Raw genomic sequence first — 15,943 nt, 5'->3', positions numbered from 1 at the left:
GGGTCAGACCGGGGTGGCGCCGGGCGGGATGGGCGGCCACAGTGCGGGGGCGATGTGGTCCGGCTTGCGGGACGGGTCCTCGTCCCAGTCGGTGAGCACCCCGACCCAGGACTTCGGTTTGTCGAAATCGACCACGCGCGCACCGAATTTCGTGCCACGGAAGGAGATCTCGCCGAAGAAGTCACCGCGGGTGAAGTACGCGGCCGCGCCTGCCAGCGCCGCGTCGGCGAAGGAGACCGTGCCGTGGTATTCGACCCGGCCGAAGTCGATCTCGGCGGTGCCGGGCCGCCGCCACCGGGACCGCACCCCGAGCCGGGCCTCGGCGAAGGTGGTGCGGTCGGCGTAGAACTGCACCCCCGCGAAGGAGATCCGCTCACCGCCGAATTCGGTCTTGTCGAAGAGGGTTTCGTCGCCGCCGAAGGTGGCGCCGGTGAAATCGGTGTGACCGGACAGGAACCGGACGTCGGTGAAGGTGGTGTGCGGGCCGAGGAAACCCGCGTTCGGGAAGGACAGCCGCTCACCGCGGAACACCGCCTGCTGGAACGACACCGGCGACCCGAACCGCACCCCGCTGAACACCACTCCGCTGCCGCGCTGCTCGCCGCGACGCGGTTCGCGCGGCGCGAACTCGGCCGCGCGGAACAGCGTGAGCGCACCCCGGAACTCGGCGTTGCGGAAGTTGACGTAGCGGCCGGTGAAGCGCGCGGACTCGAACGTGGTGGCCCGGAGGCCGGTGAACACCGTCCGCGCGAAATACGTTCGCTCCCCGTCGAACACCGCGTACCGGAAGTCCGGGTCCTCCAGCACCGCGTCGGCGAAGTCGAAATCCCGCTCCGACCAGGACACCTCGGCCGCGGGCCGGAGGTGGGCGGAGATCACGTCGACGATGGCCCGGCGCACCTCCCGATCGTTCGCGCGCAGTTGATATTTCAGCTCGGTCGTGGTGCCCTCGGCGGCGCTGGTCTCGGTGCGGGCCGCCAGATGGCTGGCACCCGACTCCGGTTCGTAGGGCAGGCGCAGATATCCGCACAGTACGTCGATGCACTGCTGTCGCCGTCCGGGCGTGGCGAATTCGTCCGCGACCCCGGCCATCGCGTACACCCCGGCCATCCGCACCGCCGCGTCGGGGTCGCCGAGTTGCCGTGCGGCCGCGCCGAACAACTCCGCGAACCGGCCGCGCTCGGCATCGCGCTGCCGCCGGTAGGCCACCACCAATCCGACCACGCCGCCGACCCCGACGGTCACCGAGAACGCGAATCTGGTCAGATCCGCCTTGCTGGGCGGTTCCGCGGCCACCCCGAGAACCTGGCGCAACAGCCACCACGCCGCCGCCGTCACCCCCACCCCGAGGACCACGGCGACCACGATCGCCACCAACAGCGACGATCGCCGCAGTCGCCGGCTCATCCGGTCCCCGAGTCTCCCGCGTTGCCACATTGCCGCATCGTAACCACGAAACCCGCCCCGCCGCAGCATGATCGGGCGATAGCCGGAGCGCATGCGGCGGCCGCCGCGGTCGGAAGCCGCGACGGCCGCCGGGTGCGGGTCAGACCGCCGCGCGGTTGCCCCGGACGCCGATTCCGGCCGCCACCAGGCAGGCCGCGGCGACCACCACGACGAACCACGGGAAGATGTGGCTCATCCCCCAGGTGCTCGCCGCCCAGCCGGCCAGCACCGTCGGCAGCGCCATCGCGGTGTAGGCGAGCAGGTAGTAGGCGGACATGGTCTCGCCACGCTTGGTGGGCGGCACGACATTCGACAGGTGCCGCAGCGAGCCACCGAAGCCGAGGCCGAAGGTGCTGCCGAGCACGACCCCGGCCAGCAGGACCACCAGCCAGTTGTGCGTGTCCAGCGCCGGAATGGTCAGCACCAGCGCGATGGCCATACCGGTGTCACCGATGATCGCGGCCCGGCGCGCGGGCACCCCGGCGGCGACCAGTTGCACCAGCGCCCCGGCGGTCGCGGTCGCGGCCACCACCGCCCCGCCGAACACCAGGTTGTGCACGCCGGTCTGCTGCGCCGCCAGCGTCGGGTACAGCGACAGCAGCACGCCGAGCACCGACCAGGACGCCATCACACCGAGGGCGGAGAACCAGAAGTCACCGCGGATCTCCTGCGGCACAGCCGGTTTCGAGATCCGAACCGGTCCGGCCGACCGGGCGGTGTGAGTCTCCTCCATCGCCACCACCCCGATGCCGACCAGCAGGCACAGGATCGTGATGGTCACATACGGTGTGCGCAGCGGGTACGGCACGTACTGCGCCAGCAACGCCGAGCCGAGAATGGCCACCGCCATGCCGACGTTGAACACCACCCCGGACAGCTGCCCGGTCCGGGCGCCACGCTGCGGCCGCAGGTCCAGCAGGGCCGCCGCACCGGCGACCACGGTCGAGCCGACGGCCAGGCCGTGCAGCGCCCGCGCCACCAGCAGCATCGCCACATCGTCGGCGAACAGGAACACCACCAGCCCGACCACCATGGTGACGAAGGCCGCCAGCAGCACCGGCTTGCGGCCGACCACATCCGAGATGCGCCCGGACACCAGCACCGCCGCCAGCGCGGCGACGGCGTACACCGCGAACACGACCGTCGTGGTGAGCGGCGAGAAATGCCATTGTTTCTGGTAGAGGCCGTACAGCGGCGCGGGAACGCCCGACACGCCCAGGGCGACGCCGGTCGCGGCGAGGATCAGCGCGTACGCCCAGCTCTGTGTGCTGCGCTCGGCGGCGGGCGCGGCGGTGACGGTTGCCGTCATCGTTTCATCTCCATCGAGGTGGCCGGGGTGGTTCGATTACCATCGAACCCAACACCACCCATCCTGGTTTGATTCCCATCAAACCGCAGCACACTGTGACGGTGATCATGACGGACACGAAGGCGGTCGTGGAGGCCCATCCGGTCGGCCCGGTGCAGACGGTCCTGGCGGCCTTGCAGGATCCGGTGCGCCTCGAGATGGTGCGCCGACTGGCGAATGCGGGCACAGCCCTGCAATGCGGCCTGCTCTACGACACGATCAACAAGTCGACCGCCACCCACCACCTCAAGACGCTGCGCGAGGCGGGGGTCACCGAGCGGATCACCGAGAACGGCCAGACCTACGCCCGGCTGCGCGCCGACGAGGTCGGCGCCGCCCTGCCCGGACTGCTCGAGGCGGTCGTGAGCGCGGCCAACCACGCGCAGGCCGCGAGCGCGGACACCCGCGACTGACCCGCCGGCATCCCGGCGCCGCAACCGTTCTCGGCGGCGCCGGGATGCCGGATCAGTCCACCAGCCGCCGGACCGGGGCCGGCAGGTCCCGGTTGCGGCGGTACGGCCCGGCGACGGCGACCCCGACGGGCCGGGCCAGCAACAGTCTCGCTACCGCCGACACCTCGTCGGTGGTGACCTTGTCGATCCGGGTCAGTGTCTCCGAGACGCTGCGGTGGTTGCCGTAGGACAGTTCGCTGCGGCCGATCCGGTTCATCCGGGAGCCGGAATCCTCCAGCCCCAGCACCAGACCGCCGCGCAGCGACCCCTTCGCCCGCGCGCACTCGGCATCCGTGATGCCGTCGGCGGCAACCTCTTCCAGCACCTCACGCGCCAAATTCGCGACCTGGCCCAGGTTTTCCGGCTGGCAGCCGATGTACACCGAGAAGGCGCCCGTGTCGGCGAAGGTGTCGAGGCTCGAGTACACCGAGTACGCGAGCCCGCGTTCCTCCCGGATCCGTTGGAACAGACGAGAACTCAGGCCACCGCCGAGCACCGTGTTGAGGACCGACAGCGGCCAGCGCCGGGAACCCTCGTGCCGGCCGAAGGCCCGCACGCCGAACACCAGATGCGCCTGTTCGCTGTCGCGGTAGAGCCGATGCAACTGCGGCTGCGCGCGCGTGCGGAAGCTGCCCTCACGCCGCGGCGCGGGCTCCCGGGCCGAATCCAGCTTCGCGGCGAAGGCCCGGTACACCAGTTCCACGGTGTGCTCGTGGTCGATGTTGCCGGCCACCGCCACCACCATCCGGTCCGGGGTGTAGCGCCGCTGATGGAAGCTGCGCAACTGCCCGGCGGTCATCGACTCGATCGACTCGATGGTGCCGATCACCGGCCGCCCCACCGGATGGTCGCCGAACAGCGCCGTCAGGAACGCGTCACCGACCATGTCCTCCGGGTCGTCGTCGCGCATCGAGATCTCCTCGAGCACGACCTGCCGCTCCACGTTCACGTCCTCGGCCCGGCACAACCCGTTCAGGACCACATCGGAGACCATGTCCACCGCGAGCGGCAGATCCTCGTCCAGCACGTGGGCGTAGAAACAGGTCTGCTCCTTGGCGGTGAACGCGTTCAGCTCACCGCCGACGGCGTCCACCGCCTGCGCGATGTCCAGCGCCGACCGGGTGGGTGTGGCCTTGAACAGCAGATGCTCGAGGAAATGCGCGGCGCCGGCGACGGTCGGACCCTCGTCACGCGAGCCGACCCCGACCCACACCCCGATCGAGGCCGACCGCACCCCGGGAACATGTTCGGTGACGATCCGCAGGCCGCCGGGGAGCACGGTCCGGCGGACGCCGCCGTCCACGGTCACGGTGTCGGTCACATCGAGTCCGAGCGACGAACCCCCCTGCCCGGCGCCGAGCAGGGGGGAACGGGACTTCTTCTTCGTCACACCGAAATTGTTACTCGGCACCGGCCTCGGCCGCGACTGTGTTGTCGGAAGCGGCGGCGACGGAGGCATCCGCGGTGTCTTCTTCTTCCACCGGCACCAGGGAGATCTTGCCCCGGTTGTCGATGTCGGCAATCTCCACGCGAATCTTGTCGCCGACGTTGACCACGTCCTCGACCTTCGCGACCCGCTTGCCGTTGCCCAGCTTGGAGATGTGCACCAGACCGTCGCGGCCCGGCAGCAGCGAGACGAACGCGCCGAAGGCGGTGGTCTTGACGACCGTGCCCAGGAAACGCTCGCCGACCTTCGGCAGCTGCGGGTTGGCGATGGCGTTGATCGCGTCGATCGCGGCCTGCGCCGACGGGCCGTCGGTCGCGCCGACGAACACGGTGCCGTCGTCCTCGATGGAGATGTTGGCGCCGGTGTCCTCGGTGATCTGGTTGATCACCTTGCCCTTCGGTCCGATCACCTCGCCGATCTTGTCGACCGGGATCTTGATCGCGGTGACGCGCGGGGCGTAGGGGCTCATCTCGTCCGGGGTGGCGATGGCCTCGGCCATCACGTCCAGGATGGTCAGGCGCGCGTCGCGGGCCTGGTTCAGCGCGCCGGCCAGCACCTTGGAGGGGATGCCGTCGAGCTTGGTGTCCAGCTGCAACGCGGTCACGAACTCGGGGGTGCCCGCGACCTTGAAGTCCATGTCGCCGAAGGCGTCCTCGGCGCCGAGGATGTCGGTCAGCGCGACGTAGCGGACCTCGTCCTCACCGGACTCGTTCTTCACCGCGTCGGACACCAGGCCCATCGCGATGCCCGCGACCGGCGCCTTCAGCGGCACGCCGGCGTTCAGCAGCGACAGCGTGGAGGCGCACACCGAACCCATCGAGGTGGAACCGTTGGAGCTCAGCGCCTCCGACACCTGCCGGATCGCGTAGGGGAACTCCTCCTGCGGGGGCAGCACCGGCACCAGGGCCCGCTCGGCGAGCGCGCCGTGGCCGATCTCGCGCCGCTTCGGCGAGCCGACACGGCCGGTCTCACCGGTGGAGAAGGGCGGGAAGTTGTAGTGGTGCATGTAGCGCTTGGACTTCTCCGGGCCGAGCGAGTCGACCTGCTGCGCCATCTTCACCATGTCGAGGGTGGTGACACCCATGATCTGGGTCTCGCCGCGCTCGAACAGCGCCGAGCCGTGCGCCCGCGGCACCACGGCGACCTCGGCGGACAGCGCGCGGATGTCGGCCAGCCCGCGGCCGTCGATGCGGAAGCCGTCGGCCAGGATGCGCTGCCGCACCAGCTTCTTGGTGACCGAGCGGAACGCCGCGCCGATCTCCTTCTCGCGACCCTCGAAATCCGAAGCGAGCGTGGACAACACGTCGAGCTTGATCTCGTCGATCCGCTCCTCGCGCTCCTGCTTGCCGGCGATGGACAGCGCCTGGCCCAGCGGGGTCTTGGCGGTGTTCTCGACCACCTGGTAGACGTCCGGCCCGTAGGGCGGGAACAGCGGGAACTCCTCGGTGGGCTTCGAGGCCAGCGCCGCGAGGTCCTGCTGCGCCCGGCACAGCCGCGCGATGAACGGCTTCGCCGCCTCCAGGCCCTCGGCCACCACGGCCTCCGTCGGCGCCTGCGCGCCGCCGTCGATCAGCGCGATCACGTGCTCGGTGGCCTCGGCCTCGACCATCATGATGGCCACATCGCCGGACTCCACCACGCGACCGGCGACGACCATGTCGAACACGGCCTCCGACAGTTGCTCGACGGTCGGGAAGGCCACCCACTGGGTGCCGATCAGCGCCACGCGCACACCGCCGACCGGGCCGGAGAACGGCAGGCCCGCGATCTGGGTGGACGCCGAGGCCGCGTTGATGGCGACCACGTCGTACAGATCCTTCGGGTCCAGGCTCAGCACCGTCACCACGACCTGGATCTCGTTGCGCAGGCCGTCGACGAACGACGGGCGCAGCGGGCGGTCGATCAGACGGCAGGTCAGGATCGCGTCGGTGGAGGGCCGGCCCTCACGACGGAAGAACGAGCCGGGGATGCGGCCCGCGGCGTACATCCGCTCCTCGACGTCGACCGTCAGCGGGAAGAAGTCGAACTGGTCCTTCGGGGACTTGCCGGCCGTGGTGGCCGACAGCAGCATGGTCTCGTCGTCCAGGTAGGCGACGACGGCGCCGGCGGCCTGCTTGGCCAGCCGCCCGGTCTCGAACCGCACCGTACGGGTGCCGTAGCTGCCGTTGTCGATCAGAGCGACCGACTCGAACACGCCCGGCTCGACCTCGATGGCGGAACTGGTCACGGTTTCTGTCATTTTTCTTGTCTCAACCTCTCGTCTGCACCGGATCCAGCGCCACAACGCAGGCGCGATCCGGTGACCGTCTGCCGTACCCGGTGCGGACGCGCGGCGGCGAAAATCCAACCTCTTGTGTGCCACGCGCGTACACCCGGCCGGTCCCCCTTGGAACCGGCGACGCGGAGGCGGTCATCGATCGAAGCCCTCCGGCGGAATCACCCTGCCGAAAAGCCACTACCGAAGACCGACGCCACGCGATCGAGTGTGTACAGCTGTCTCTTGTCTACCTCGTCACAGGTGAGCAGGTGCCCATATACGACTGGCCGACGAGGAGATTGTATGCCTCCTCGTCGGCTGCCTTGCGAACTGTCGGGAACAGATCGTGTCGCTCGAGCTCAGCGACGAAGCCCGAGCCGCTCGATCAGCGAACGGTAACGCTCGATGTCCTTCTCCTGCAGGTACTTCGAGAGCCGCTTGCGACGACCGATCAGCGCCATCAGACCGTGGCGGGTGTGGTGGTCGTGCTTGTGCTTCTTGAGGTGCTCGGTGATGTCGGCGATCCGCTTGGACAGCATCGCGATCTGCGCCTCCGGCGAACCGGTGTCCTTCTCGTGCACACCGTACTCGGTGAGGATCGCCTTCTTCTGCTCGGTGGTCAGCGCCACGTGTTCACTCCTGTGTTCCAGTCCGCGCTCGAGGTTCCGGGACAGGGCCCGGCCGGGCGCCACCGCGGACCGCAGCAAACCCGACGGACCACCTTACCGGACCACCACCAGGCGGCCGAATCGCGGTGCACCGGGACCGCCGGACCGGCGCTGCCGGGAAGTTCCGCCGTTACCTCACGGGTAATCGTCTTCCGTCGCCGATGCTGCGAATGTGGTTCCGGTAAGCCACTTTCCACAACGACGAGAGAGGACGACCACCGTGCCGTACTTCGAGACCACCGACGGAACCCGCCTGGCGTACGAGGACTACGGGACCGGGGAACCGATCGTGTTCCTGTCCAGCTGGGTGCTGAACGCGGACATGTGGGAGTACCAGGTGCCGTACTTCCTGGACCACGGCTACCGCTGCGTGCTGCCGGACCGCCGCGGGCACGGCCGCTCCGACCGGCCCGGCACCGGCTACGACGCCGACACCCGCGCCGACGACGTGGCTGCGCTGCTCGAGCACCTCGACCTGCGCGGCGTCACTCTGGTGGCGCATTCGGCCGGTGGCGGCGAGGCCGCCCGCTACCTGAGCCGGCACGGCGAGGACCGGGTGGCGCGGGTGGCCTTCCTGTCGGCCACGCTGCCGTTCCTGAAGCTCACCGAGGACAATCCGGAAGGGCTCCCGGCCGAACTGAGCGAGGCGTCGGTGGCGCAGTGGCGGCGGGACCGGCCCAAGTGGTTCGCCGACCGGGCCCAGGGCTACTTCGCCACCCACCTCGGCAACGATGTGTCACCGGCGTTGGTGGACAACGAGATTCGCCGCTGCCTGTCCGCCTCGCCGGTCGCCACGATCGCGGTGTGGCGGGCCACCTTCGACACCGATTTCCGGCCCGATCTGGCCGGGATCACCATCCCCGTACTGATCGTGCACGGCGCGGCCGATCAGTCCGCGGTGATCACGATGACCGGCCACCGGACCGCGAAGCTGGTCCCGCACGCCACCTACCGGGAATATCCGACCGCCGGGCACGGCCTGTACGTCACGCATGCCGACCAGCTCAACGCCGATCTGCTGGAATTCGCCGAGTCGCGGCAGTAAGCGCCACTCGCACCGGTGATCCCGAGCGGCTCAGTGCCCCTGCGCCACGAGCACCTCGCGGGTGCGCACCACGTCGCGGTCGATCTCGGCGACCAGCGCCTCGATCGACTCGAACTTGTGCATCCCGCGCAGGTGCTCGACGAAGTCCACCGCCACGTGCTGGCCGTACAGGTCCAGATCCACGTCCAGCACGAACGCCTCGACCGTGCGGGTCCGCCCGGAGAAGGTGGGGTTGGTGCCGACCGACACCGCCGCCATCCGCCGCTCACCGGAGAGCATGATCCCGCCGCGGGCGGGGGTCAGCACGGTGAACCAGGCCGCGTACACCCCGTCGGCGGGGATCGCGGCATGGTTCGGCGGCGCCACGTTCGCGGTGGGGAAACCCAGCTGGCGGCCGCGGCCGTCGCCGTGCACCACGACGCCCTCGACCCGGTGCGGGCGGCCCAGCGCCTCCGCGGCGGCGGACATGTCACCGGCGTCCACGCAGGCCCGGATGTAGGTGGAGGAGAAGGTCACGGCGTGCTCGCCGATCAGATGCACCCCGTCCACCTCGAAGCCGAAGCGGGTGCCCAGCTCGCGCATGGTCTCGACGGTGCCGGCGGCCCGGCGGCCGAAGGTGAAGTTGTCCCCCACCACCACCTCGACCACGTGCAGCTTCTCCACCAGCAGGTCGTGCGCGTACTCGGCGGGGTTGAGCTTCATGAACTCCTGGGTGAACGGCATCACCACGAACACGTCGACGCCGAGTTCCTCGACCAGCTCGGCGCGCCGGGTCAGCGTGGTCAGCTGAGCGGGGTGCGAGCCGGGGCGGATGACCTCCATGGGGTGCGGGTCGAAGGTCATCAGCACCGAGGGCACGCCTCGCACCGCCGCGGATTTCACGGCGCGACTGATCAACTGGGCATGACCGCGGTGGACGCCGTCGAAAACTCCGATCGTGAGTACACACCGGCCCCAATCGGCCGGTACGTCGTCGAGGCTTCGCCATCTCTGCACACACCGCAGCCTACGCAACCGCCTCGGCCCGCGCCGAAGTGGGAAACCGACGCAGGTTTGCCTAAGGTTGAATCGTGCCCGGAAAACGAGACATCGCCACGCGCCGCGAGCTGGCCGACAGCGCCGTCCCCTCCGAATTCGCGGGCACCGGCGGGATCGCTCCGGTACTCTCCTCGGTCGCACAGGACTACCTGAAGGTGATCTGGACCGTCCAGGAGTGGTCGCAGGAGAAGGTCTCCACCAAACTGCTGGCCGAACGGATCGGCGTCTCGGCTTCCACGGTGTCCGAGGCGGTCCGCAAACTCGCCGATCAGGGACTCGTCGAACACGCTCGCTACGGGGCGATCACACTCACCGAGAACGGCCGCCGCGCCGCCATCGCCATGGTCCGCCGGCACCGGCTCATCGAGACCTTCCTGATGAACGAGCTGGGCTACAGCTGGGACGAGGTACACGACGAGGCCGAGGTGCTGGAACACGCGGTATCGGAGACCCTGGTCGACCGCATCGCCGCCAAACTCGGCCACCCCGCCCGCGATCCGCACGGCGACCCGATCCCTTCGGTCGACGGCGCGGTCCCCACCCCACCGGCCCGGCAGCTCAGCCGATTCCAGGCCGGCGAGACCGGCCGGGTGGCCCGCATCTCCGATTCCGACCCGGCGATGCTGCGCTACTTCGACACCGTCGGCATCGCCCTCGACACACCCATCACCGTGGTGGAACGCCGGGACTTCGCGGGCACCATCGCCATTCGCATCGAGGACCGGCCGCTGGACCTGGGCAGCCCCGCCGCCGAAGCCATCTGGCTGACCCACTGAGCCGATCCGGCCGCACACCACCGCGAGATCCGCTCTGCGGACAGTGCCGTTCGGGTCGAGCACACCGCCACGAGTCGACCTGCCGCCCGGATCGCGCCCGTACCCGGGACGCGATCGACCCGCGGCGGCCGGAACAGTTTCAGTCCAGCAGGCCGCGGGGCCGCACGACCAGCACCGGTGCCGCGCGCTCACCATTCTCCTCCAGCAGCGCGATGGCCCGGCCGTCGGCGGTGAGCGCCGCGTACACTCCGTCGATTCCGATCGGGTCCAGCCAGCGGCCGTCGCGCAGCGAGTGCGCCTCGGCGTCGGTGATCGCGCGATGCGGGAAGGCCAGGCGCGCGGCCGCGTCCATGTCGAGGTTCAGCGTCGGATCGTCGGCCAGTTGCGCGAGGGTGCGGGCGTGTTCCAGCGTGAACGGGCCGACCCGGGTGCGGCGCAGGGCCGTGAGATGTCCTCCGACACCGAGCTTTTCGCCGAGATCGCGGGCCAGGGCCCGGATGTAGGTGCCGGAGGTGCAGTCGACCGTCACGTCCAGATCGACGAATCGTGTTGCACCGCTGTCGACATCGCGCCGAGCCAGAATATCGAAGCGGGACACCGTGACCGGGCGGGCCGCCAGCCGCACCTCCTCACCCGCGCGAGCGCGGGCATAGGCGCGCTCGCCGTTCACCTTGATCGCGCTGACCGTGGCGGGCACCTGCAGGATGTCACCGGTCAATGCGGTCACACCGGAAGCGATCTCGGCATCGGTGAGGTGCCCGGCGGGGGTGGTGTGCAGCACCTCGCCCTCGGCGTCGTCGGTGACGGTGGCGCTGCCGAGCCGGATGGTCGCGGTGTACGCCTTGGTGGTGAGCGTCAGCAGGCCCAGCATCTTGGTCGCGCGCTCGACCCCGAGCACCAGCACCCCGGTCGCCATCGGGTCCAATGTCCCGGCGTGGCCGATCTTGCGGGTGCGCAACACCTTCCGGGCCCGGGACACGACATCGTGGCTGGTCATGCCGCCGTCCTTGTCGACGATCAGCAGACCGCCGAGCGCGTCGACCAGTGCGGTGCGGGCCGCCTCGGCCATCAGCCCACCTCGATGGCGGTCAGGATCAGCCCCTCGGTGATCGCCCAGCGGCCGTCGAACGAGGTCAGCGGGGCGCCGCCGTCGACGACCTGGCCCGGGATCAGCAGTTCGCTGTGGAAGGTGCCGGTGTCGCCGGACGCGCCGACGGTGAAGGTGATGTGCGCGTCCTCGAAACCCAGCCAGCGCAACGTCAACGGGAACCACGCCTTGTAGGTGGCCTCCTTGGCGCAGAACAGCAATCGGTCCAGATGCAGGCCGAGGTCCGGGATCGCGCCGCGCAGCCAGTCGCGCTCGGGGGGCAGGCTCACCGAATCCAGCACCCCGTCCGGCAGAGCGCCGTGCGGCTCGGCGTCGATGCCGATCGACCGCCAGCGCAGCCGATGCGCCAGCGCCGCGGCCCGATACCCGTCGGTGTGGGTGAGACTGCCGACGATCCCCTGCGGGAACAGCGGCATACCGCGCTCCCCCTTGCCGATCGCCACCTGCGGCTCGCCCAGCTGCGCGAGCGCCTGCCGAGCGCAGTACCTGGCGCCGATGAAATCGCGGCGGCGCTTCTCGACCGCCTTCGCGATCAGATGTTCCTCCCCCGGAAACGGCGGCAATCCGTCCGGATAGTCCAGCAACTCGGCGGAGGCCACTCCGGCCGGCAGAATCTGCCCGATCAACCGCGCCGACCCCACCGAACTCGCCCGCTCCTCGATGACCGCCTCCTGACTCGAACCGTCCGTACCGATCGAAAGCCTACCGAGCCGGGCGGCGAGGCCCTCGCCGTGATCGCCCGGCCGCAGGCTCAGTCCAGCCCGCGACGGCGCTGGGCCATCTCCCGCATCTTCACCGCGGCGGCCCACATCTCGGGGGTGAGCTTGAAGTGGCCGCCCCACTCGTTGAGGTCGTCCGGACCGTACTGCGGGGTGGGCAGGATCTGCCGCAACAGCTTGTCCGGCAGGCCGCGGCGCTGCCACTCGCGCGGATAGCCGAGCGACACCTCCTCGAACCGCACCCCGTCGTACCAGGTGGTGCGCGGGATGTGCAGATGCCCGTACACCGCGCAGGCCACGTTGTAGCGGGTGTGCCAGTCGGCGGTCAGATCGGTGCCGCACCACAGCGCGAATTCCGGGTAGAACAGGGTGCGGGTGGGTTCCCGCAGCAGCGGGAAGTGGTTGATCAGCACCAGCGGGGTGTCCGGTGCGAGCGCGTCCAGTCGCCGCCGGGTGTACTGCACGCGGGCGTGGCACCAGGCGTCGCGGGTCAGATACGGCTGCGGCGACAGCAGGAATTCGTCGGTGGCGACCACATTGCGTTCCCGCGCCAGCGCCAGCGCCTCGGCGTTGGTCGTGGTGCCCTCGGGCCGCCAGGAATAGTCGTAGAGCAGGAACAACGGCGCCAGCGTGACCGGCCGGCCGAATTCCTCGGCGCCGCCGCCGATCCACTCGGGGAACGGATCCTCCGGGGTGAGCACGTCCAGATCCCGGCACATCGAGACCAGGTAGTCGTAGCGAGGCGCACCGTGCATCTGGACCGGATCCTTGGCGGTGGTCCACAGTTCGTGATTGCCCGGCACCCAGATCACCTTCGCGAACCGGCCGCGCAGGGTGTGCAGCGCCCAGCGGATGTCGTCGGTCTTCTCCCCGACATCGCCCGCGACGATCAGCCAGTCCTCCGGCGACTCCGCGTGGATCCCCTCGACGACCGGCTTGTTGCCCTGGTGACCGACATGAATGTCGCTCACGGCCCACAACTTCGGAGTCACCCGGTGCCACCTCTCTCCTCGCTGCCACGGTCCCGTTCGGCAACCACGACGCCCGACTCAAGATTCCCACGACGGCCGGAAACCCCACCAACCGCCCGCCTCACGCGGGCCGGGGCACCTCCGCGCCGACCCGGGTCCAGCGGCCCGACAGCGCCCGCACCGAGACCGCGACCAGCCGCAGCACCATGAACGCCGACAATCCGGACCAGATCCCGGCGATCCCCCACCGGCACGCCAGCGCCAGCCAGATCACCGGCAGGAAGCCCACGAGCGCGCCGGCCATGGTGGCGTTGCGCAGATAAGCGGCGTCACCGGCGCCCAGCAGCACCCCGTCCAGCGCGAACACCACCCCGGCGACGGGGATCAGCACCACGAAGAACCACCAGATCACGTGCACCCGGTCCAGTACCGCGGCATCACCGGTGAACAGCTGCGGGATCACCGCCCAACCCGCCACGAACACCACGGCCAGCGCCATCGCGAACACCGTCGACCACACGGTGACCCGCCGCGCCACGCCCTGTGCGCCCGGCACGTCCCCGCCTCCCAGCGCCGCGCCGATCAGGGTCTGCGCCGCGATGGCCAGCGAATCCAGCACCATCGCCAGCAGATTCCACAGTTGCAACACGAGTTGGTGCGCCGCCACCGAGGCCGCGCCGAACCGCGACGCCACCGCCCCGGCCGATACGAAGCAGGCCTGGAAGGCCAGGCTGCGCACCAGCAGGTCCCGGCCCAGCACCACCTGCGCCCGCATGATCCGCGGTTGCGGCGCCAGTGGCACCCGCTGCCGCACGAGCGCGACCAGGAACAACCCCGCCGCCACCACCTGCCCGGCCAGATTGGCCACCGCCGACCCGGCCAGGCCCATGCGCGGCGCCCCGGCCAGCCCGTGCACCAGCACCGGGCACAACACCCCCGACACCACCAGTCCCGACACCACGTACAGCAGCGGCCGCCGGGTCTGCTGCACGCCGCGCAACCAGCCGTTGCCGGCCATGGTCAGCAGGATCAGCGGCACCCCGAACAAGGCGATCCGCAGCCAGTGCGACGCCTCGGCGGCGATCTCCGGCCCGCCCGCGATCAGCCGCGGCAACGGACTCGAAACCGCTTCCAGCACAACGAGAATCAGCACCCCGATGCCGATCGCCGCCCAGCTGGCCTGCACCCCCTCGGCGATCGCCCCCAGCCGATCGCCTGCCCCGAACCGCCGCGCCGACCGCGCGGTGGTGCCGTAGGTCAGGAACGTCAGCTGCGAGCTGACCTGCCCCAGCACCAGCCCGCCGACCGCCAGCCCCGCCAACGCCAGCGCACCCAGCCGGCCCACGACGGCCATGTCCCACAACAGGTACACCGGCTCCGCGACCAGCACCCCCAGCGTCGGCACCGCGATCCCGAGTATCCGCCGGGGCCCGGCGGCCACCGGCTCGAGCGCGGGCTCGACGGAACATTCAGACTCGACCACGCCGAACTTCCCGCTTCCTGCCACAACCCACCATCCACCTCAGCGTACGAGACGGGCGCAGGCACGCTGCCGCGCTGTCCACGGTCGCCGGGTGACGTGCCTGGACCGGGCATGGTCCGGCTCCGCCCCGGTCACGGGGTCAGGAGGCGGCGACCAGATCCAGCGCGTGGACCAGCGCGGCCACCAGATCGTCCGGGGTGCCGGTGGTGGTGTATCCGGCGGCGTAGCGATGACCGCCGCCGCCGAGCCGACCTGCGACCGCGGCGACGTCGATCCCGTCGCCGGTGCCGACACCGGTGTCGCGGGAGCGCAGCGACACCATCCAGGTGTCCGCGGCGCTACGGGACTGTTTGAAGACGGCGGCCACCCCGGCCTCGGCGGTGGTCCGGACGATATCGATGACGCTCTCGGTCTCCTCCGAGCGCAGGCCGCCGATATCCTCCCGGAGCACGAAGGCGTACACCAGGCCCGCCCCGCCGATGCCGGGCAGCAGCCGGGCCGAACCGAGCACCCGGGACAGCATCGGCAGCCAGCCGAACGGATGGGAATCCATCAGGGTGCGAGTGATGCCGCCGCCGTCGATACCGGTCGCGAGCAGGCGTTCGGCCAGCACGTGCGAACCGGAACCACCCCAGCGGAACGAACCGGTGTCGGTGACCAGCCCCGCGTACAGGCAATGGGCGATGTCGCGGTCGATCGGCTCACCCCAGGCATCGAGGATGTCGGCCACCAGGCTGGTAGTCGAGGCGGCGGTCTCGTCGATGACGTTGAGCGTGCCGAATCGGGTGTTGGATCGGTGATGGTCCAGCACCAGCACGGCGTCGGCGCCGGCCAGCCGGTCGGCCAGCGCACCCAGCCGGCCGCGACTGCCGCAGTCGACGGTGACCAGCAGCCCCACCGCGGCGGGCACCGCCGCGGCGGGCACCACGTGCTCGACACCCGGCAGCGACCGCATCGAGGCGGGCAGTTCGGCGGGTTCGGCGAACGACACCCGGACGGGCACCCCGCGCCGATGCAGCACCTGAGCGAGGGCCAGGCCGCTACCCAGGGTGTCCGCGTCCGGCTGCACATGACACAACACGGTCACCGACCGCGCGGCCGCCAGCGCCGAGACGGCGGCGGCCACGTCTGCGGCCGGTACCTCGGCCGAGGTTTCTGCTGTCATCGCTCGCCCATCAGCCGCCG

14 protein-coding genes are annotated in these 15,943 nt (G+C 70.2%); 3 read left to right on the top strand and 11 right to left on the bottom strand.

Going from position 1 to position 15,943, the window contains the following annotated elements; genetic code table 11:
- Window positions 1–3: 3 nt before the first annotated feature.
- Window positions 4–1,407 (bottom strand): pentapeptide repeat-containing protein, encoded by a 1,404-nt coding sequence (locus tag LBW94_RS18115; protein ID WP_225057222.1) that lies wholly within the window; start codon window positions 1,405–1,407, stop codon window positions 4–6.
- 139 nt (window positions 1,408–1,546) lie between these two features.
- Entirely contained in the window at window positions 1,547–2,755 is a 1,209-nt protein-coding gene (locus tag LBW94_RS18110; protein WP_225057223.1) for an MFS transporter, read from the bottom strand.
- 107 nt (window positions 2,756–2,862) lie between these two features.
- On the opposite strand from LBW94_RS18110, the gene LBW94_RS18105 reads away from it, so the two are divergent.
- Window positions 2,863–3,207, top strand: a complete 345-nt coding sequence (locus LBW94_RS18105; protein ID WP_225057224.1) for an ArsR/SmtB family transcription factor — start codon at window positions 2,863–2,865, stop codon at window positions 3,205–3,207.
- Window positions 3,208–3,259: 52 nt separating this feature from the next.
- Here the strand turns inward: LBW94_RS18105 and LBW94_RS18100 are convergent, their stop codons facing one another.
- The 3 genes from LBW94_RS18100 to rpsO form a co-directional block, all read right to left on the bottom strand.
- Window positions 3,260–4,705: a M16 family metallopeptidase gene (locus tag LBW94_RS18100; protein ID WP_255634118.1), complete on the bottom strand. Its 1,446-nt coding sequence runs from the start codon at window positions 4,703–4,705 to the stop codon at window positions 3,260–3,262.
- Window positions 4,647–6,932: a polyribonucleotide nucleotidyltransferase gene (locus LBW94_RS18095; RefSeq protein WP_225057226.1), complete on the bottom strand. Its 2,286-nt coding sequence runs from the start codon at window positions 6,930–6,932 to the stop codon at window positions 4,647–4,649. The genes LBW94_RS18100 and LBW94_RS18095 overlap by 59 nt, the downstream gene beginning before the upstream one ends.
- 377 nt (window positions 6,933–7,309) lie before the next feature.
- Window positions 7,310–7,579: a 30S ribosomal protein S15 gene (rpsO, locus tag LBW94_RS18090; protein ID WP_019929824.1), complete on the bottom strand. Its 270-nt coding sequence runs from the start codon at window positions 7,577–7,579 to the stop codon at window positions 7,310–7,312.
- A 259-nt stretch (window positions 7,580–7,838) separates the two neighbouring features.
- Here rpsO and LBW94_RS18085 point away from each other — a divergent pair, with 259 nt between their 5' ends.
- Window positions 7,839–8,663, top strand: a complete 825-nt coding sequence (locus tag LBW94_RS18085) for an alpha/beta fold hydrolase (RefSeq protein WP_225057227.1) — start codon at window positions 7,839–7,841, stop codon at window positions 8,661–8,663.
- A gap of 30 nt (window positions 8,664–8,693) precedes the next feature.
- Here the strand turns inward: LBW94_RS18085 and LBW94_RS18080 are convergent, their stop codons facing one another.
- Window positions 8,694–9,659, bottom strand: a complete 966-nt coding sequence (locus LBW94_RS18080; protein WP_225057228.1) for a bifunctional riboflavin kinase/FAD synthetase — start codon at window positions 9,657–9,659, stop codon at window positions 8,694–8,696.
- Between the two features lie 155 nt (window positions 9,660–9,814).
- Between LBW94_RS18080 and LBW94_RS18075 the strand changes: the two genes are divergently transcribed.
- Window positions 9,815–10,477 carry a metal-dependent transcriptional regulator gene (locus LBW94_RS18075; RefSeq protein WP_225057284.1) on the top strand — a complete coding sequence of 221 codons (663 nt, stop codon included), beginning with the start codon at window positions 9,815–9,817 and terminating at the stop codon, window positions 10,475–10,477.
- A 139-nt stretch (window positions 10,478–10,616) separates the two neighbouring features.
- Here LBW94_RS18075 and truB read toward each other — a convergent pair whose 3' ends face one another.
- The 5 genes from truB to LBW94_RS18050 form a co-directional block, all read right to left on the bottom strand.
- Window positions 10,617–11,546: a tRNA pseudouridine(55) synthase TruB gene (truB, locus tag LBW94_RS18070; protein WP_225057229.1), complete on the bottom strand. Its 930-nt coding sequence runs from the start codon at window positions 11,544–11,546 to the stop codon at window positions 10,617–10,619.
- Complete coding sequence (gene npt / locus LBW94_RS18065) at window positions 11,546–12,211, bottom strand: 4'-phosphopantetheinyl transferase Npt (RefSeq protein WP_225057230.1); 666 nt, start codon at window positions 12,209–12,211, stop codon at window positions 11,546–11,548. Before npt ends, truB begins: the two co-directional genes overlap by 1 nt.
- A 125-nt stretch (window positions 12,212–12,336) precedes the next feature.
- Window positions 12,337–13,296 carry a metallophosphoesterase family protein gene (locus LBW94_RS18060; RefSeq protein WP_225057231.1) on the bottom strand — a complete coding sequence of 320 codons (960 nt, stop codon included), beginning with the start codon at window positions 13,294–13,296 and terminating at the stop codon, window positions 12,337–12,339.
- Window positions 13,297–13,396: 100 nt separating this feature from the next.
- Window positions 13,397–14,758 carry an MATE family efflux transporter gene (locus LBW94_RS18055; protein ID WP_416276913.1) on the bottom strand — a complete coding sequence of 454 codons (1,362 nt, stop codon included), beginning with the start codon at window positions 14,756–14,758 and terminating at the stop codon, window positions 13,397–13,399.
- A gap of 139 nt (window positions 14,759–14,897) precedes the next feature.
- Window positions 14,898–15,923, bottom strand: a complete 1,026-nt coding sequence (locus LBW94_RS18050; protein ID WP_225057232.1) for a DHH family phosphoesterase — start codon at window positions 15,921–15,923, stop codon at window positions 14,898–14,900.
- Window positions 15,924–15,943 lie beyond the last annotated feature (20 nt).

This window comes from Nocardia sp. alder85J (genome assembly GCF_020176955.2).
GTDB lineage: Bacteria > Actinomycetota > Actinomycetes > Mycobacteriales > Mycobacteriaceae > Nocardia.
This window is presented reverse-complemented; position numbering and strand designations above follow the sequence as displayed.